This is a genomic window from Pseudoalteromonas qingdaonensis (assembly GCF_038739665.1).
Classification (GTDB): Bacteria; Pseudomonadota; Gammaproteobacteria; order Enterobacterales; family Alteromonadaceae; genus Pseudoalteromonas; species Pseudoalteromonas qingdaonensis.
Genome location: NZ_JBCGCU010000003.1, coordinates 53,167 through 70,110 on the forward strand (window position 1 = coordinate 53,167; position 16,944 = coordinate 70,110).

17 protein-coding genes are annotated in these 16,944 nt (G+C 48.7%); 9 read left to right on the forward strand and 8 right to left on the reverse strand.

The genetic code is table 11. The features are described 5' to 3' along the window. The first annotated feature begins 121 nt into the window (after positions 1-121). Positions 122-370, forward strand: coding sequence for a YkgJ family cysteine cluster protein (locus WCN91_RS03865; RefSeq protein WP_342676484.1), 249 nt, complete (start codon positions 122-124; stop codon positions 368-370). Between the two features lie 30 nt (positions 371-400). Here WCN91_RS03865 and WCN91_RS03870 read toward each other — a convergent pair whose 3' ends face one another. Beyond that, positions 401-949, reverse strand: coding sequence for a DUF4136 domain-containing protein (locus WCN91_RS03870; protein WP_342676486.1), 549 nt, complete (start codon positions 947-949; stop codon positions 401-403). A 343-nt stretch (positions 950-1,292) separates the two neighbouring features. Between WCN91_RS03870 and WCN91_RS03875 the strand changes: the two genes are divergently transcribed. The 3 genes from WCN91_RS03875 (at position 1,293) to radD (ending at position 3,793) form a co-directional block, all read left to right on the forward strand. Next, complete coding sequence (locus WCN91_RS03875) at positions 1,293-1,502, forward strand: cold-shock protein (protein ID WP_105190342.1); 210 nt, start codon at positions 1,293-1,295, stop codon at positions 1,500-1,502. A 190-nt stretch (positions 1,503-1,692) separates the two neighbouring features. Further along, positions 1,693-1,998: an H-NS family histone-like protein gene (locus WCN91_RS03880; protein WP_342676490.1), complete on the forward strand. Its 306-nt coding sequence runs from the start codon at positions 1,693-1,695 to the stop codon at positions 1,996-1,998. A gap of 61 nt (positions 1,999-2,059) precedes the next feature. After that, the gene (radD, locus tag WCN91_RS03885) at positions 2,060-3,793 is read left to right on the forward strand and encodes a DNA repair helicase RadD (protein ID WP_342676492.1); all 1,734 of its coding nucleotides are present in this window, start codon (positions 2,060-2,062) and stop codon (positions 3,791-3,793) included. 27 nt (positions 3,794-3,820) lie between these two features. On the opposite strand, the gene WCN91_RS03890 is transcribed toward radD, so the two are convergent. Beyond that, a complete protein-coding gene (locus WCN91_RS03890; RefSeq protein WP_342676494.1) occupies positions 3,821-4,162 on the reverse strand; it encodes a ribonuclease E inhibitor RraB in 342 nt (113 codons plus the stop codon). 527 nt (positions 4,163-4,689) lie between these two features. On the opposite strand from WCN91_RS03890, the gene WCN91_RS03895 reads away from it, so the two are divergent. From WCN91_RS03895 to WCN91_RS03905, 3 genes are read left to right on the forward strand one after another with little or no spacing between them, the layout of a single operon-like run. After that, the gene (locus WCN91_RS03895) at positions 4,690-6,441 is read left to right on the forward strand and encodes an autotransporter assembly complex protein TamA (protein WP_342676496.1); all 1,752 of its coding nucleotides are present in this window, start codon (positions 4,690-4,692) and stop codon (positions 6,439-6,441) included. Next, entirely contained in the window at positions 6,438-10,199 is a 3,762-nt protein-coding gene (gene tamB, locus WCN91_RS03900) for an autotransporter assembly complex protein TamB (protein ID WP_342676498.1), read from the forward strand. The genes WCN91_RS03895 and tamB overlap by 4 nt, the downstream gene beginning before the upstream one ends. 31 nt (positions 10,200-10,230) lie before the next feature. Next, a complete protein-coding gene (locus WCN91_RS03905; protein WP_342676501.1) occupies positions 10,231-11,124 on the forward strand; it encodes a peptidylprolyl isomerase in 894 nt (297 codons plus the stop codon). Here the strand turns inward: WCN91_RS03905 and queF are convergent. Further along, entirely contained in the window at positions 11,111-11,959 is an 849-nt protein-coding gene (queF, locus tag WCN91_RS03910) for an NADPH-dependent 7-cyano-7-deazaguanine reductase QueF (RefSeq protein ID WP_342676503.1), read from the reverse strand. The genes WCN91_RS03905 and queF overlap by 14 nt on opposite strands. Before the next feature lie 56 nt (positions 11,960-12,015). Here queF and syd point away from each other — a divergent pair, with 56 nt between their 5' ends. Then, entirely contained in the window at positions 12,016-12,558 is a 543-nt protein-coding gene (syd, locus tag WCN91_RS03915) for a SecY-interacting protein (RefSeq protein WP_342676505.1), read from the forward strand. A 2-nt stretch (positions 12,559-12,560) separates the two neighbouring features. Here syd and WCN91_RS03920 read toward each other — a convergent pair whose 3' ends face one another. The 3 genes from WCN91_RS03920 to WCN91_RS03930 all read right to left on the reverse strand — a co-directional run bounded on the left by WCN91_RS03920 (position 12,561) and on the right by WCN91_RS03930 (position 13,980). Next, positions 12,561-13,334, reverse strand: a complete 774-nt coding sequence (locus WCN91_RS03920; RefSeq protein ID WP_342676507.1) for a Zn-ribbon-containing protein — start codon at positions 13,332-13,334, stop codon at positions 12,561-12,563. 2 nt (positions 13,335-13,336) lie between these two features. Next, positions 13,337-13,603: a hypothetical protein gene (locus WCN91_RS03925; protein WP_105200573.1), complete on the reverse strand. Its 267-nt coding sequence runs from the start codon at positions 13,601-13,603 to the stop codon at positions 13,337-13,339. Between the two features lie 146 nt (positions 13,604-13,749). Continuing rightward, positions 13,750-13,980 carry a DUF2789 domain-containing protein gene (locus WCN91_RS03930; RefSeq protein WP_105200572.1) on the reverse strand — a complete coding sequence of 77 codons (231 nt, stop codon included), beginning with the start codon at positions 13,978-13,980 and terminating at the stop codon, positions 13,750-13,752. 68 nt (positions 13,981-14,048) lie between these two features. Between WCN91_RS03930 and WCN91_RS03935 the strand changes: the two genes are divergently transcribed. Beyond that, positions 14,049-14,690 (forward strand): GNAT family N-acetyltransferase, encoded by a 642-nt coding sequence (locus tag WCN91_RS03935; RefSeq protein ID WP_342676511.1) that lies wholly within the window; start codon positions 14,049-14,051, stop codon positions 14,688-14,690. 539 nt (positions 14,691-15,229) lie between these two features. On the opposite strand, the gene WCN91_RS03940 is transcribed toward WCN91_RS03935, so the two are convergent. Beyond that, positions 15,230-15,514: a DUF3301 domain-containing protein gene (locus tag WCN91_RS03940; RefSeq protein WP_425416007.1), complete on the reverse strand. Its 285-nt coding sequence runs from the start codon at positions 15,512-15,514 to the stop codon at positions 15,230-15,232. Between the two features lie 14 nt (positions 15,515-15,528). Then, positions 15,529-16,560 (reverse strand): DUF3549 family protein, encoded by a 1,032-nt coding sequence (locus WCN91_RS03945; protein WP_342676515.1) that lies wholly within the window; start codon positions 16,558-16,560, stop codon positions 15,529-15,531. Positions 16,561-16,944 lie beyond the last annotated feature (384 nt).

Here is a 16,944-nt window from a genome sequence, read left to right on the forward strand (position 1 = left end):
TTCCTGTATAGTTCGATGACAGGCTATATGGTAGCGGGAATCATGTTTACAGGTATGTGTAATATGTAACAAAGCATGTAATCTGTTAAAATGGCCGCCGCGTTTGTTTTTGAGGTCGAATATGAATTGTCGTTTAGGGTGTGGTGCGTGCTGTATAGCGCCTAGTATTTCCAGCCCCATACCTGGTATGCCCGAGGGTAAAAAAGCGGGGCAACGATGTGTCCAGTTGGACAAAAATAATTTGTGTAAGTTGTTTGGTGACCCGTCACGACCGGCGGTTTGTTTACAATTTAAGGCTTGTGAGGATGTGTGTGGAAGCAGTAATGCCGAAGCAATGTGGAGAATAACCCAATTAGAGGCGCTTACCTAACTGCAGTAAGCACCTCGAAGGATGCAAATATTATTGGTTCGTGCCTGGCGGGTAGTTGCTGAAAATCTCTGCCACCGATTCACGAATGACCGCGGTGCGTTCGCTCGGCGTCTGGTTTTTCTTCAAGCGGCCTTCTTTGGCGGCGCGCCATACCAGCTGGTTTGAAGCGCGGTCGACTACGTCAATCACTAAGGTGCCCACTTCATATTCGCGGGTGGTGGTTTGCACATTGTAGCCCATGCCCCAGTAGTTCCAACGGGCGCTGTAGCCTGTGGTAAAGGTATCAACATCGACTTTCTTTTCCACCGAGGCATGGTAGTTTATCAGCACATCCGCTTGGTCTGCTGCCACCATGCTCATGCCCTTGGCGCTAAGTTCATCATTTACGGCTTGGCGCACGCGGCGTTCCATTAATTCACTGATCTGATAATTGCTGGCGCCACTGGTCAGGCTGGCATCAGGAAACCAGGCAAAGGATTTGTACTGGGTAAAATTAACCGACTTGTCGTAGTCAAAATCCGGCCCAGAGACACAGGCGCTGAGTAACATAAGTACACCCGCTGCAAGTAAATTCTTCATTGACTGCTCCTTTATATCTGGCTGCAAGAATCTAGGTTTGTCAGTAAGATATCATAATCTTTAAGGAAATATACAACTCATGCACCGCTTAAGGGGTCATGCCTGGATTATGTCATTACTGTGAATTTTAAATAATTTAAAGCTTATTAATATTTTCTATGCTAGTCTAGGAACTGCTTTGAGTTAATGCGTTCAATGTGACGGTTTTGTGCGGCCTACGCTGTAAGTGTGACTAACCTGGTTAGTCCTGTACCTGAACCTAGCGATAGCGACACTGGCTCAGGGAGGATAGTGCCTAATTTATAGGCGAGTTATAGAAATTGACTTACAGGAACACTTTAGTATGTCAGATCAAGTAAACGGTAAAGTAAAGTTTTTTAATGAAGCAAAAGGCTTTGGTTTTATCGAGCAAGAAAATGGCCCAGATGTATTCGTTCACTTCAGCGCGATCAATGGTTCAGGCTTCCGCACTCTAAGCGAAGGCCAACAGGTTTCTTTCGGCATTAAACAAGGCCAGAAAGGACCAGAAGCGGAAAATGTAACTCCGGTTTAATTCATTATTGACTCTTTCTTAGAGTGAATAATTAGTGGAGCCGTTTCGGCTTCACTTTTTCTCCCCCCTTCGGCGCCACGCCAACATTATCCCTCAGCATTTAAATCATTAATTAATATAATTACTTTGATATATCTCTGATCTTCAATTATTATTTTATTTCCACATTTAAAGTATATAAGAGATCACAGTGAGAGAAATCAGAGCATTTGCCAAATCGGCATCTATTAATGAGTTAGAAAAAGCAATTAATATTCTGAACACTGCGCTCGATAATCAGCAACAGCAAGAAAAAGCGAAACAGGAAGTTCTTCAACTGATGAAGGAGAAAGGGCTCAGTGTGGAAGATATTGTTGATGTGACTCAGGACAAGCGTACTAAGGTTGAACCTAAGTATCGCCGCGAGTTCGAAGGAAAAATGGTTGAATGGTCAGGCCGTGGTAAACGCCCAAAAGCGTTTCAGGATGTAGAGCTGGCTAAATACCTCGCGAAATAACAGCAAAGATACATAAACCCAAAGGTCCAGCAATGGACCTTTACTTTTTTGGGTGTCAGCAGTGTATACACTCAGAGACTATCAACAACAAGCCGTCGACAATACCCTGGCGCACTTTCGTAAGTCACAGCGCTCGGCCGTTATTGTTTTGCCCACCGGTGCCGGTAAAAGCCTAGTTATTGCCGAGCTGGCGCGATTGGCCCGTTATCCGATCTTGGTATTAACTCATGTAAAAGAGTTGGTTGAGCAAAACGCTAATAAATTTCGTGATATGGGTTTAACACCGGGCATTTTCTCTGCGGGTTTAAAAGATAAAAATTTAAACGAGCAGGTCACCTTCGCCAGTATTCAATCCTTGTCGCGCAGTATAGACAAGCTACAGCAGCACTATTCTTTAGTGATTATTGATGAGTGTCATCGCGTTAGCACAGAACAAACCAGTCAATATGCGCAGGTTATAACCCAGCTTAAGAAAATTAACCCAGGCCTTAAGGTGCTAGGTTTAACGGCCACGCCGTATCGGCTTATCAGCGGCTGGGTATATCATCGTCATTATCATGGCTTTGTTCGCGGCCCGAGCGATGCGCCATTTGATGATTGTATTTACGAGTTGCCGCTGCGTTATTTAATTAACAAGGGTTATTTAACGCCGCCGCGTATAGTCGATGCGGCGGTGCAGCATTATGATTTTTCCGCCTTGCTACATGGCGGCTCGGCGCCCAGTGAAGGGGACTTAAATGCGCTGCTGCAACAAAGTACCCGCGCCACCAAGGCCATTATCTCTGATGTGATGGCGCAAAGTGATGATCGCTGTGGGGTGATGATTTTTGCCGCCACAGTTGCTCATGCCGAGGAAATCCATCGTTATTTACCACCTGGGCAGGCCCATATTATTGTGGGGGCCACACCCGCTGCCGAGCGCGATGACATAATTGCCCGCTTTAAGCGGAAGGAATTCAAATATCTGGTAAATGTTTCCGTTTTGACTACAGGGTTTGATGCCCCTCATGTTGATTTTATCGCCCTGTTAAGACCCACAGAATCGGTGAGTTTATATCAGCAGATCATCGGCCGTGGTCTGCGCCTTTGCGCTGATAAGCATGAATGTCTGGTAATAGATTATGCTGGCAATGGCTTTGATATCCATCACCCCGAAGTTGGAATGAAGCGCCCAGATCCGAATAGCGAGCCGGTGCAGGTGCTTTGCCCCGGCTGTGGTTTTGCTAATGTGTTTTGGGGTAAAAAGGATGCCGCCGGTCAGGTTATTGAACATTACGGTCGTCGTTGCCAAGGCTTATTGGATGATGGGGAAGAGCAGCAGCAATGCGATTATCGCTTTAAATTTAAGGAATGCCCCCAGTGCTTTAGCGAAAATGATATTGCCGCGCGCCGTTGTCATAACTGCGAGCATCAGCTGGTGGACCCGGATGACAAGTTACGCCAGGCGCTCAACCTCAAAGATGCCTTGGTGTTGCGTTGCAGTGGCTTAAGTTGCGAGCAAACGGCGCAGGGCAAACTCAAGATCACTTACTATGACGAAGATGGCGCCGAGGTATCGCAAGTGTACGACCTTGCCAATGCCAAGGTGTTAGCCTTGTTTAACCGCGAGTTTGGCAAGCGTCATAATGCGCCTGGCGTTAATAAGTGGCGAACGAGCGAGCAAGTAGTGGCACTGCAACAGTATTTGAGCTGGCCGGACTTTGTGATTGCCCGTAAGTCGAAAAAATATGGTTGGCAGGTGAGTGAAAAGCTATTCGATTATCAGGGGAGTTACCGCAAAGCCTATAGCCGTTGATAGGCTCTGCGTTCAATATCGGTTGCGCTATTGCTCGGCGTTGTTTTCGTCCAGCAATCCCCAGCCATCACCGTAGCCGTTATGTTTATCCGCCAGGCTTTCCAAATAGGCTTCCATATTATTGATAAGCTCATATTCGGGCACCATGGTAAGGCTGGCCTTCACTTCAAAAACACCTGTATCTGGGCAGGTACTGAGGCTGGCTTGTGGCGCTACTTCGGCATGGGCCAGGGCATCAATAAAGCCTTGCGCATGTGCTTGCTGCTCAAACAACAAAAAGAAATCGACGCTGTGCAGTTGCGTCAAATCGACGCCTTGCTCATGCATTTGTTGCAAAATTTGGCCTGTTTCATCGTCGGTAAAGTGCATGGTTTATCTCATATAAGCGTGAATCTGGGGATTGTCTTATTTTTTGCTGGAAATAAAAAGCCACTTAGGTGAAATTTTTCGTCGTCATTAGTGAATGGCCTCGGCCTGCGATGATAAACTAAGCTTATTAGGGTCTGTTGACCTTTGTTGTTCGTTTCTGCAGCAGTTTGTAGTGTATTTATACAAGGCGGCACATGTGTGGTGTAGTTATTCTACATGAACATGTAACAACACAGTAGAAATGCGCTACAAACGCTGCCCTGCGGGTTCATCTAAACGCATCCTGCTCTGTGTTACTCGCTATGAACATAGAATGACTATGCATCATACCGAGCGTCGTGATCAGAATGCGTTTAGATTGAACATAAAGTTAACCGCAAAGATAAACAGACCCTAATAGAATTTGTTTATCTTTTTGGCCGTTTGAGGTTATTGCCCAGATAAACAGGCTCGAGAATTACACGCGATTAAAAAGGCTGACAAAGGCGGTGGTAAAGTGATTGCAATGGAGACACAGTAAGTTGAGGTTGAACCTACTAACAAGCCTGCTCTTGGTGCTGGCCTTATGCTCATTCGATGTTCTTGGCGCCTGGGGCGCTGAACCCGGACAATCCCTGCAAGGGCGGGTGATCTCAGGTTATAGCATTGACGGTATCGAGGGTGAGCTGGAGCAAAACGTTGCCCTTTATTTACAGCAGCTCAGTGGTGAGCAGCCCACACGTCAGCTGCAACGTTATGCCACCGAGCAGGTTTTACTGAGTATGCGGGCCCTGGGGTATTATCATGCCGAGGTGGAGCTGCACTTAGAAAACGATACCGCAAACCCCAAGGTAATTGCGAAAATAAAACCCGGTCAAGCGACGCGCATTGAAAGCCTGGATTATCAATTGCTGGGCCCAGGGCTGCAGGATAAAGAGCTGACTCAGGTGCTGGCGCAGTTGCCGCTTAAAGTCGGTGATATTATTAATCATGACCACTATGATGCGGCCAAAAGCGCTATCGACAATCAACTGCTGGAGCTTGGCTATTTCGATGCCAAATGGCAGCAGTCGCGCCTGGCAATCGACCGTAGCCATTATCGGGCGGATATCAGCCTGGTAGTGAATACGGGCATACGCTATCACTTTGGTCCCTTAAATATTGCCACCGACACGCCAGCGAGCGGCTATATTCATTCTTTGGCTGAGTTCAAACCCGGCCAGACCTACAATGCCAACAAGGTCAGCGAATTTAACCTGGCCCTGTCGCAAACCCCTTATTTCAGCAGTGTGCGCGTCTACGCCGATATCGCCAAACGCAGCAGCCATGAAGTGCCCATTCGTGTTGAGGTGCTGCATAAACCACAGGATAGCTTCGAGGTCGGCGGTGGCTATTCGACTGACTTAGGCCCTAAGGTGCGTTTTAAATGGTCGCGCCCCTGGATAAGTGACGATGGCCACTATTTAGAAAGTAACCTTAATGTGTCCGAGCGTCAGCAGGATATCAGCCTCTCTTATACTATCCCCGTTGATGACCCCATAGATGATATTTGGCGCTTTAGTCTAGGTTATAAGCTGGAGGATAATATCGACACGGATATTTTCTCAAAAACCTTGACCGGTCTGGTACAGCGACAATGGAAGATAGAGGATGATTGGATCCGCACCGTTTTTATCCGCCGTGAGTTCGAAGAATTCCGCATTGCCGATGAAGAAAAAACCACAAAAATGCTTTTGCCCGGTGTCAGCTATGCCCGCAAGCGTTCAAAAGGCGGCACCACGCCCTATTGGGGGCGACAATGGCTGATAAGTACCGAGGTCGGGGCAGACTCTCTTGAGTCTTCTACAGATATAGTGCGGGTGCAGTTGCAATATGCCTGGCTAGACACTTACTGGCAGCGTCATTTGTTTTTTAGTCGCGTCAATTTGGGCGCCATGTACGTGGACGATATTAATGATGTGCCGGTATCGCTGCGCTTTTTCGCCGGTGGCGATCAAAGCATTCGCGGCTATAAATACGATTCTATTTCCCCCGAAGAGGATGGCGCCAAGGTGGGTGGTAAGTACCTGGTAACTGGTACTTTGGAATATAACTATCAGTTTGCCAGCAACTGGCGCGGTGCCTTGTTTGTCGATGCCGGTACCGCCACCAACGACTTTTCTGAAAAGCTCTCTGTGGGCGTGGGTTTTGGTGTGCGTTATCTTACGCCCGTTGGCCCCATTCGTTTTGACCATGCCTGGGCCCTGGCCAGTCCCGGCAATACCACAAGATTAAGCATTACCGTGGGACCTGAGCTATGAAGCGCGTTATTACCTTAAGCCTGAAAATTTTCGCCGCGGCCCTTATTACCCTGGTTTTATTGCTGTCCCTGTTACTCTTTACCGGATATGGCAATCGCACTGTGGTGGCCATAGCCAATAATCTGGTCGATGGACTTAATATAGAGCTTAAACAGGGGCGTTTGCTTGCCAATGCTCCCTTTGAGCTGCAATACCAAGGTGACGGCCTGGCTTTGAATGCCCAGGCTGTGCAGATTGATGTGCGGGTTTTCGGCTGTGGTGGCGTGTGTTTAGATAATGTCGCCGCCAAGCGTTTAAGCGTACAAAGTAGCAGTGCCGCTCCACAAGAGGAGTCAGCACCAAGTGCTAACGTAAATACCAATGATGAAAAGAGGCAAACAACTGGCCCTTTAGTGCAACTGCAATTACCTAATATTGCAGTTAAACGCTTCGCTATTGGCGAGGCGGATATTGCCGTAGCGGGGCAAGATATTCAGGTGCGGGAACTGAGCGCCAGCCTGAGCGCTCAGGGTAACCGTATCAAGATTAAGCCCTTTAAGGTAAAAGAGCTACGAGTTGAGTTGGCACCTGGGGCTCCTGAGCCAAAAAGTGAACCCTTGTTAGAGTTGCCGCCACTGGCCGAGATTGCCTTTGACCTCGGCCTGGATATTCGTATTCAGGATTTTGCCTTGAATAATGCAAGCCTAGTGCAAGGGGAAAGCACACATAAGCTCAGCAATGTGCATTTAAATGCGGCCTTGCAAGGAAATAAACTGGCCATCGACCGAGCCAGCCTTAGCTATGAGTTACCTTTTGAGGCGACTGATACACAAAACCAGACCGAATTATTGCACGCCGCCCTAAGCGGTAACCTTGCCTTCTCTGGTGATAACCCGCTGCAATTGGCGCTGCAAGTAGAAGCCCTGGGTGAGCGCAGTCAGTTGGATATGAGCGGCAGCCTTAGCGAGCTGCAATTGGCATTGGCAAATCAGGGGCAATATCCGCTGAGCGTGAACGCCACAGCCGAGCTGCGACAAAGCAACTGGCCCTTTACCTTGCATGCCAAGCAACAGCAATGGCAGCTGCCATTGGATTCAGCATCAGGCGCTCAGACATTGCAATTGCTGCAAAGCGATATCCAAGCTCAGGGTAATATCGATGATTATCAAGTTGAGCTGAAATTGCACTCGCAGTTGGGCGATTCCCCAGAGCTGAACAGTCACCTAAACGCCAGTGGGACATTAAGCTCGCTGCAAGTGGCGTCAATGCAATTACAGGCTGGCGAAAGTACAGCCGAGGTAAAAACGGCGCTTAATTGGCGCGATGGCCTAAACGCCGAATTTAGCGCCGAGCTGGCAAATCTGCATAGCGAATACCTAATCGATAAGGTGCAAAGCGATATTTCCGGCCAGGTTTCTGGCTCTTTTGAGATGGACTCTCAAGGCCAGTGGCAACTGTTGCTGGCTCCCTCGACCTTAAGCGGGACGGTAAACGATATGGCGCTGCAATTGCAGGCCGATCTCGACCTCAATAGTTCACTGCATGGCGTGGTGCGTCAGTTGCAGCTGCGCCAGGGCGATAATAGTTTATACCTCAAGGGTGAGGTAGACGAGCAGTGGCGCCTCGAAGGAGTTTTAGCCTTGTCCGCCGACACGCCCTTGATGCCAGGTTATAGCGCCGATGGGCAGGCCCAATTGCAGATCCGTGGCCAGCGTTTAACACCGAAAATAAAGCTCGACGCGCAATTGGCGCAAGTGCAAGGTGCTGGCGCCAGCCTGGACAGCCTTAAGCTGAATGTCGAAAGCGAATATAATGATGAACTGCAATACGATATTACAGCCCAGCTGTCTGGCCTTAAAGCCGGTGGGCAACACCTTGATAGCCTTGAATTACAATCTCGTGGCAGCGACAAGGTGCAACAAACCTCCTTGCGTCTGGACTCGCCACTGGCACAGTTGCAAAGTGCTTTTACCAGTGAGCTTTCGTCGTCATATGAGCAAATAAAGGTGCAATTGCAGCAGCTTGAACTCCAATCTCAGGAGCATCAGGTGGCTTTAACTGCACCGACCAAGGTGCATCTGGATTTGACCAAGCAGGCGCTGCGCTCGGAGCGTTTGTGTTTGCGCGGTGAAGCGCTGGACTTATGCCTTGAGCCTGCAAACATAGACCCAATGCAAGGCGAGGCGAAAGCTAGGCTAACGCACTTCTATCTGTCGGCGTTAACACCGTATCTTGGCCCACATACCGGGTTGACGGGCGTAGCCAAAGGTCATGCCCAGTTTAAATGGCGCAGCGGCGAGGCGCCGCAAATCGATGCTGAGCTACAAAGTGAGCAATTGCAGGCAAGTTACCGTTATCAGCAACAACAGCATAATTTCCCCGTTGAAACCTTGGTCTTGTCTTTGCACAGCGATATTAACCGGGCTCAGGCCCAGCTACAGCTGAAATCATCCATTTTGGGGAACTTGAACGCCGACGTTAAGGTAACCGATGTGATGGCGGCGCAGCAGCTTGATGGGCAACTGCAAATGGACGGTGTGCAACTTACAAAGTTGGCTGCGTTAGCTCCTGAAGTTAAGAATCTGGCCGGGGAGATCAGCGCCGACTTACGTTTTTCCGGCAATATCAGCCAGCCTTTGGTGCATGGCCAAATTAATGCCGAAGGTTTGGCACTTGAAGGGGAAACCTTGCCTTTATCTTTGGCCGACTCGCGCTTAAGTGTGCAATTGGCGGGTGAGCAAATCCAGATAACCGGCCTGTTGGCCAACCCGGATGGGGGCGACTTAAATCTCAGTGGTGAAGGCCTATGGTTAGGTGAGCAGCCGCACCTGACTCTTAAGGTGCAGGGGCAGCGATTTGTTGTTATTCCCGAGCAAGGGATCATGATTGCGCTTTCACCGGAACTCAATATTGATGTCAATGCCCACCAGGTGAAGGTAGAGGGAGGCGTCGATATTCCTTATGGTCGCATTAAAATAAAAGAGCTGCCGCAAGGGGCGGTGAAGGTCAGTGATGATGAAATCATTGTCGATGCTCCGGTTCAGGAGCCGACTGTGCCTTTTATGTATGATGTTGATTTAAAGGTTAATATTCAAGACGATGTATATATAGATTCATTTGGTTTGAAATCCTATATAAAGGGCGATCTGATGATCACTGCCAATAATGAAAGTCACCCCCTGGCGGTGGGTGAGTTGAATCTGGTGGATGGGAAATACCGGGCTTTTGGCCAGGATCTGCTGATCCGCACCGGACAAATCGGTTTTAGTGGCACCTTGGATAAGCCGCATATTAATGTTCGTGCTATTCGTAACCCGGATAACACGGCCAATGGCGTGGTGGCTGGTATTGAGTTGGTGGGCAGCGCGGAGCATCCACAACTGCATGTATTTTCCGAGCCCGCCATGGACCGCTCACAGGCTTTGTCGTATGTGCTTAACGGCCAACCCTTAGGGGATGGTGATAATAATACCGATGCTTTATTAACGCGTATGCTTTTGGCTCAGGGCACCAATCGTGGTGAAGGCCTGGTATCGCGTTTTGGTGAGTCTATCGGCCTGCGTGATGTGACCCTGAACTCCAGCGGCAGCGGCGATGATACCAAGGTGGAAATCGCCGGTTATATTGCTCCTGGAATACAAGTGAAATACAGCGTTGGCGTGTTTGAGTCCATCTCCGAGGTGGCGGTGCGCTATCAGGTGCTGCAAAAGCTTTATATCGAGGTGACCAGCGGTTTGTATGATACGCTGGATATTCTTTATCGCTTCGATATCGATTAACTCTTAGATTTTAAAAAATAGAGAAATAATAATGATAAAAAAATCCTTAGCCTTAATCGTCGCGGGGCTTTTGGCTGCGCAAATGAGCGGTCAATTGACTTCAAAGGCACACGCATTTAACTCGGTTAAGCCAGCTGCGCAATCACCGGGGCAAATTCTCGCCGCCGCCGAGGCATCGGACTGGCGTCAGGTGGATAGCGATAACTTGATGATCCTCACTCTGCAAACCGGCCAAGTGTATCTTGAGGTAAACCCCTTGTTGGCGCCTAAGCATGTGCAGCGACTGCGCGAGTTGGCTAAAGCCGGCTTCTACCAAGGGTTAAGCATGTATCGCTTTGTTGAGGGCTTTGTCGCCCAAGGTGGGGCTGGGGAGAAGAAAACCGATATTGCGCCGCTGCAGCAGGAGTTTGTCTGGCACAGTGAGCAGCCCATGCCCCTTGATATTCAAGTCAATGACAATGACGGTTATGCGCCGCGCAGTGGCTTTATCAAGGGTTTTGCCGTAGGTCAAAATGAAGCGGGGACGCAAACCTGGCAGCTCCATTGTATGGGTGCTTTAGGTATGGCCCGAGACAATGGCATAGACAGTGCCACCAGTGAGTTTTATGTGATAATTGGCCACGCCCCGCGCTATTTGGATAAAAACATCACGGTATTTGGTCGCGTCCTAAGTGGTATGGAGCACCTGCAGCAGTTACAGCGTCCCGGTAGCAAGCAAACACCTTTTAACCCTATTCAAGACCTGCAATTTGCCAGTCAATTGGACGCGGCGCAACAGCCAAAAATTCGCGTAATGCGCACCGACTCGCCACGCTTTCAGGCGCTGGTTGCGGCTCGAAAGAACCGCCCTGAGGACTGGTTTGTGGCCACCCCGAACTACATAGATACCTGCGCCATGGCGGTGCCCAGCGTTATTGACGATTAATACGCAGACTAAAGGGAATATGTTGCTGATGCGTTGAGCGATAGGGGTTGATGTCTAAGCCTCCGCGGCGGGTGTAACGGGCATATACCTCTAGTTCTTGCGGTTTGGCCAGCGCCATAATATCGCTAAAAATACGCTCTACGCATTGCTCATGAAACTCGTTGTGGGAGCGAAATGATACCAGGTAGCGCAGCAGAGATTCATGGCTCAGCTGCGGCCCTTTATAACGTATCACCACACTGGCCCAGTCTGGCTGCGAGGTGATCAAACAGTTCGACTTGAGCAGGTGGCTATACAGGGTTTGCTCTACCTGCTCGCAATTAGGTGCAAGTTGTAGCAGCGCCGGGTCAAGGTCGAAGGAATCAATTTCTATATCCAGTTCATCGATACAGAAACCCGGCATTGGCGTGGCAGCAAACAAAGATGTGTCGTCCGGCCCGTACAAGGTCACCTTAACCGGCGTTTGCACCGCCTGGCTTAAATCCGCTTCGAGCACTTCCCGTACCTTGTCCATACTCTCAAATTGAGTCTGATTAAAGCTGTTTAAATACAGCTTAAACGACTTGGACTCGATAATGCTCGGGCTTTGGCAGGGGAACACAAATTCCGCTACCGCCACTTGTGGCTTGCCCTTGCTATTGAGCCAGGAAAGCTCATAGCCGGTCCACAGGTCTTCCCCTTGAAATGGCAGCGCCTGCTCGTCTATGCCTAAATCATCGCGATTAAGTTTACGGGCAATGGGATAGAGCAGGCTCGCATCGTAAGAGTCTTTATATTCGGTGGTTTTACCCAGCATGCTGGCCTGCAGCTCGGGGGCGTTACGGTAATCTGTCATGATGTTATAAATCTAGTTACAATGGCGTCATTATAACGAATTTACGGAAAGCATGCATGAGTGTAAGCACACAACTCCAACAGGCACTACAAACCCATATCGATAAGCACCAGGCCCAGTTTAATTCTAACCCTTTGGCCTATATCGACCCAGAATCACCAAGTCCGGCGGCCATCAGCGGCACCGAGCAGGGCGAACAAGTGCAGTGGCAAACCTTTGTGCGTGATGATAAGGCGACCTTAAGCGACTTGGCCAAGGCGTTAGAGGTGGAATTCCCGGCGCAATTGGAGCAGTTGTTTTGCAGCCTTTATGGCGGTAATTTGCCGGCGCAAATCGATGGTCATGGTATCGAGCTGTTATTGCCTTGGAATGAAGAGGACTTTGTGCGTTTGCAGCAAAATATTACCGGTCATGTACTGATGAAACGCCGTTTAAAGCAACAGGATACTGTGTTTATTGGTTTAACCGAGCAGGACGACCTCTTGCTGACGGTGCGTTTAAGCGATGGTGCCGTGTGCCTAGAATATGTGGGCAAGGAGCCGCACCATGTATTAGCCGAGAATATTGGCGCCTTACTAGACGTCATAGAGGTGATCTAACCTTATTGATGATCCCAGGAAATATTCGAGACCAGCTCGCAGCTATCGCAACGGAAATCGAATAAGCCAAACCAAGGCTCGGCGAGTGCCCACTCGCCATCACAGCCCGGACAGCGACGTTGTTGTTCGTGCTGTAGGCTCTCCCCACCAACGCGATACAAATAGTAATACACCGGCTTTTTGGTCAAAAAACTAATACGCTTGCTCAAGTCCAGACCACGGCGGGTGAGTGAGCTATCGAGCAGGCTCATTTCATCGAGGGCCGCAAATTCTGCACGGGTGGCACCGTTAATCTGCAGTTGGTCGCAGGCCTGCCAGTCTTCTTGCCACTTGATTAAGGTTTTGTAATCGCCATTGGCAATGGCGGGGAGCTTATAAAGTGGTACCGGCAAGAAATCATCGCCACAGTACAGCGGGCTGCAGGTATGTAAATAGGTGGTATAGAGAATATAGCAGCTCGGCTCAACGCAGGCGTCGGCACTGTTGGCATGAATATCCTGACCGATCACCTTAACCTTGGGTGCCAGCAGTCCGGCTTCATTAAGTTTGTTGATGGCGTGTTTAACAAAAGGGCTATGGTGCAAGGGATGCAGCGAGTCCTCTTCCGGGCACATCACCCGAGTGAGGAAGTAACCCTCTTTTAATACCGTGGGAAATTCGTCACCGATTATCTGCCCGTTAGCGCGCAGCGCCACCACCATTTGGTTGATTGCCTGCTCGGCGTCGGCTAATTGAGTATCTTGATAACAGTCAAAGGTTAAATCGGCAACAAACATCTTTATTTCTTGGCTTCTAATAAAGCCAATAGTTTATCAAGTTTTTGCTCAATACGATCCAGTTGCGATGATTTTTGTTGCGAGATCTGTGTACTTGGCTCAATAACCATGTTCTTGAAGGCTTCAGGGTTATTCTTGTATTGGCTGACCGCGGCGATGATCATCGGCATGGGCACAGGTTCGCTTAACATGGATTTGGTTAGGGCAACGGTAGGAGTTTTGTTTTGGGCCAATAGGGCTTTGATCGCTTCAAACACCACGGGGTTCATTGTGCTAGGTCCTCTTACTGAAAATCGACGCATTATAAAAGCAGATTCGCTCAGGGGCGAAAAATATCTGCGCAGTGTAGTGCGATTTTGCTGAACCCAAACTGTCCGCAAACCCAGTGCTGGCGCTAAATCAGCCCAGCTACAGCCTAGTGCCTCAGCTGAGCGTCAAGAATATCAATGAGTTCCGCCCAATCCGCATCCTCGGCAAGAGATTCACTAATAAAATGACGCTGGGCATTGGACCAAAACGGCGCGTCGGCAAGTTTAAGGCTGTTGTCCAGTTTGTGATTACTAACAAACTGTTCAATCTGGCTATCGCTGCTCGGCAGGCCCAGTTGATCGAACAGGGTATTCATACTGTGTTTTGAGGTATCCATGAGTTTCTCAATTTTGTTGATAGCAACTATGTTTAAATATAGAACAACAATGATAACAAGGAAATTCCATGTCAGTGACCGTCGAATACAGCGTCAAATATCTTACTCCCGAAGACTTAAACCTAGCTGCCAGCCTGATTTATCAAGCCTATCATAAAGACCCATTAATGCGGGAATTGCTCCACGGCCATGAGCAGTCAGAGCAAAACTACGAAAAGAAATTGCGCGCCTTAATTCGAGAAGAGCTGCATACCTTTTGGCAGGCTAAACAACCTTTGGTGGGGTTATTTGAAGACGACAGGTTACAGGCCATTGCCTGCGTGTTTTCCTCGACGGCATCCTTGCCGGCGCAGCGCTACTGGCATTGGCGCTTGAAATTAATGATGAGCGCCGGTTATCTGACCACCCAGCAGCTTATTGAAAAAGAGCAAACCATACGCAATGCCTTGCAAACCATGGGCAATTATTTGTTTTTGGCCTTTATTGCCGTAGCGCCGCAAAGCCAACGTCATGGCTTAGGGCATTATCTGCTCAATAGCCTGGATAGCCTGATGCAGGAGGATAATGATCTTAAAGGCATGGCGGTATTTGTCACCCAACAACCGCATATCGATTTCTTTATCAGCCACGGTTTTGAAGTATTGCAGACATTGCAATTTAGTAAGGTCAGTGGCGAGTTGCTCTTCAAACATAAAAGCAATGGCGTATAGGGAAATTTGCTTGTAGGAAATATCTCACATTGATGTGCGGAATTCCTGTTTTTTGCTTTCTAAAAAAGCATCAAAATATTGGCAACTATTTGATTTTATGGGAATTTATTTATGTTTCATTTTAATGACATTGGTTTTAATTGCTTCCCTATGGCTGCAGTTTAAGCGTTTTTCTCTATCATTATAAGGGTCAGGAAGACAAGGGTGCAGGGTGTACCAGGCTAGGGATAGGATAGAGGCCAACAAAGCAAGGTATTGCAGGAATAGCAAGGGACTAGACGGTTAGGAAAGCCGTTCAGGGATTGGAGCACAGGATGTGCAGGGAAGGCTTGGAGCCTAGGAATAGCCAAGATGGCAAGTGGACACTTCAGGACGAAGCAGGAATTAGGGCACGGAGTGCTGTCGGTTAAGATAGGTAATCGAACCAGGAAGGTATAAGGACGATCATGGTGGTCAGCGATAAAGGATATCGCACAGGGAAGAGTTTGATTAGGGCGTGACCAAGGTCACGCCTTAGTTTTATGTATTACATTTGCACTTTATATTTTGTGCGGCGGAATGTCTTTGCCGTGCAGGCGCTCATTGTCCATATACAGCTTGCCTTGATACAAGCTCTCACCATCGCTTGAAAATTCAAATAGATAAGTGCTACGTATTCCCAACTTACCGTTAGTTAATATACCAATACGCCATTTTAGACAGGCCACACTGACAAGCTGAACACCCAGGTGTTGGCACTGATGCTGCGCATGTATCCGCGCCTGTTCAGCTAACTTGCGCTGATACCAAAATAAGCCGATCACCGCCGCGACCAGCATTAACATCCATATAGTTGCCACTAAGAGAACAAGCCTCCAATTGCCCGCGACAGCGCTTCAGAGCGTTGCTCGCACCTTAACATGGCTAATACATGGGGGCGCAGCGTTGGGATTGCAACGAGATCGGCAAACAGGCTGGCAAAAACAGGCTGCTCTGATTCGATCTGTGCACTTTTCTCCATAAAGGCGGCAAGGCGCTCCGGCGCTTGCAGGTGAGTCCATAAACGCCCGGCGATCACCTGACAAATATCCGCATCTTCAGCCCAGTTTGATACCAGAACCTTATCGATGGCGGCGCAACAGATGCCAGAAGCAGGAGCAAAGCTGATGGCACGCAGGCTGTCTATCAACAAGGCTTTGTCATTTTTATCTAAAGCATGCTGTATTGATTGCTGTAGCATCTCTGCCACCTGTGTCGATACCTGAGCGTTTTCCAGTTGCGCCGCTAAAGGCTGGCGTACCTCGGCGGGAAGATGTTCCCAAGCGCTGCATAACCGCAGCTCGTTATCACCTTGGTTTAAGCGCGCGGCAAAATCCGCCAGCCCTTGTACCGCTATGCTTTGCCACTGTTGCCAACCCAGTTTACCGCTGAAATACAGCTGCGTGTGTTCATAATATTGAGATGCACTTTGGTGTAGCTCTACCTTAATATGCGCATTAAAAGCGGCGCGCTTATTGGCATTGGGGGTAAACACATAAGGGTTGTTGTCAAGCTTACTTTGTTCTTGTTCATCACCCAGTAATTGAGTCCCCACGGCTTCTAACACCATATTGGCAAAGTGATCGCGACTGGCGGCAATCAGTTTACTTTGCTCATCCAGTGGCAACTTTAAAAACCACACATAGGGCTCGGCAGAGGCCTTGGCATCCCAAAATTGTATGGCGAGTAGGGCATGCTGTGCCAAAGGAAAAGGATAAGCAAGCTTGGTTGACTCGATATCGGCAAAGGTGGCTTTATCTAGTTTCTGCACGCGACGGCCAATGTCGTACACCCGCCAGGTAGTACCTGCGGCGTCGAGTAGCTCGGCTAGGGTGGCAATATTTGCAGTCATGGGCTGCTCCTGGAAATAAAATTCCGCAAATTATAGGCATATTGCGTCATCAACCCAAGGGAAATGCTATTATGGCCGCTGCTAAATTTACCTATTTCTAGGGTCTGTTTATCTTTGCGGTTTACTTTATGTTCAATCTAAACGCATTCTGATGAATTTAGCACTAACCTATAAGGCATAATTCATCCATGAAGCTTGGTTACATCGTGCATCCATGCACTCACCTCGCTAAGCTGCGAAGCATTGCTTCGGTCTTGCTCGCCTATGTACATAGCGAGCAACACAGAGCAGGATGCGTTTAGATGAACCCGCAGGGCAGCGCTTGTAGCGCATTTCTACTGTGTTGTTACATGTTCATGTAGAATAACTACACCACACATGTGC

Bases quoted from the DNA above. Each gene is read 5' to 3' on its own strand.
- syd (WP_342676505.1), top strand. From the start codon at position 12,016: ATGAGTGTAAGCACACAACTCCAACAGGCACTACAAACCCATATCGAT.
- WCN91_RS03940 (WP_425416007.1), bottom strand. From the start codon at position 15,514: ATGTTAATGCTGGTCGCGGCGGTGATCGGCTTATTTTGGTATCAGCGC.
- WCN91_RS03925 (WP_105200573.1), bottom strand. From the start codon at position 13,603: ATGAACCCCGTGGTGTTTGAAGCGATCAAAGCCCTATTGGCCCAAAAC.
- WCN91_RS03905 (WP_342676501.1), top strand. From the start codon at position 10,231: ATGATAAAAAAATCCTTAGCCTTAATCGTCGCGGGGCTTTTGGCTGCG.
- WCN91_RS03935 (WP_342676511.1), top strand. From the start codon at position 14,049: ATGTCAGTGACCGTCGAATACAGCGTCAAATATCTTACTCCCGAAGAC.
- queF (WP_342676503.1), bottom strand. From the start codon at position 11,959: ATGACAGATTACCGTAACGCCCCCGAGCTGCAGGCCAGCATGCTGGGT.
- tamB (WP_342676498.1), top strand. From the start codon at position 6,438: ATGAAGCGCGTTATTACCTTAAGCCTGAAAATTTTCGCCGCGGCCCTT.
- WCN91_RS03945 (WP_342676515.1), bottom strand. From the start codon at position 16,560: ATGACTGCAAATATTGCCACCCTAGCCGAGCTACTCGACGCCGCAGGT.
- WCN91_RS03875 (WP_105190342.1), top strand. From the start codon at position 1,293: ATGTCAGATCAAGTAAACGGTAAAGTAAAGTTTTTTAATGAAGCAAAA.
- WCN91_RS03890 (WP_342676494.1), bottom strand. From the start codon at position 4,162: ATGCACTTTACCGACGATGAAACAGGCCAAATTTTGCAACAAATGCAT.
- WCN91_RS03865 (WP_342676484.1), top strand. From the start codon at position 122: ATGAATTGTCGTTTAGGGTGTGGTGCGTGCTGTATAGCGCCTAGTATT.
- WCN91_RS03870 (WP_342676486.1), bottom strand. From the start codon at position 949: ATGAAGAATTTACTTGCAGCGGGTGTACTTATGTTACTCAGCGCCTGT.
- WCN91_RS03920 (WP_342676507.1), bottom strand. From the start codon at position 13,334: ATGTTTGTTGCCGATTTAACCTTTGACTGTTATCAAGATACTCAATTA.
- WCN91_RS03930 (WP_105200572.1), bottom strand. From the start codon at position 13,980: ATGGATACCTCAAAACACAGTATGAATACCCTGTTCGATCAACTGGGC.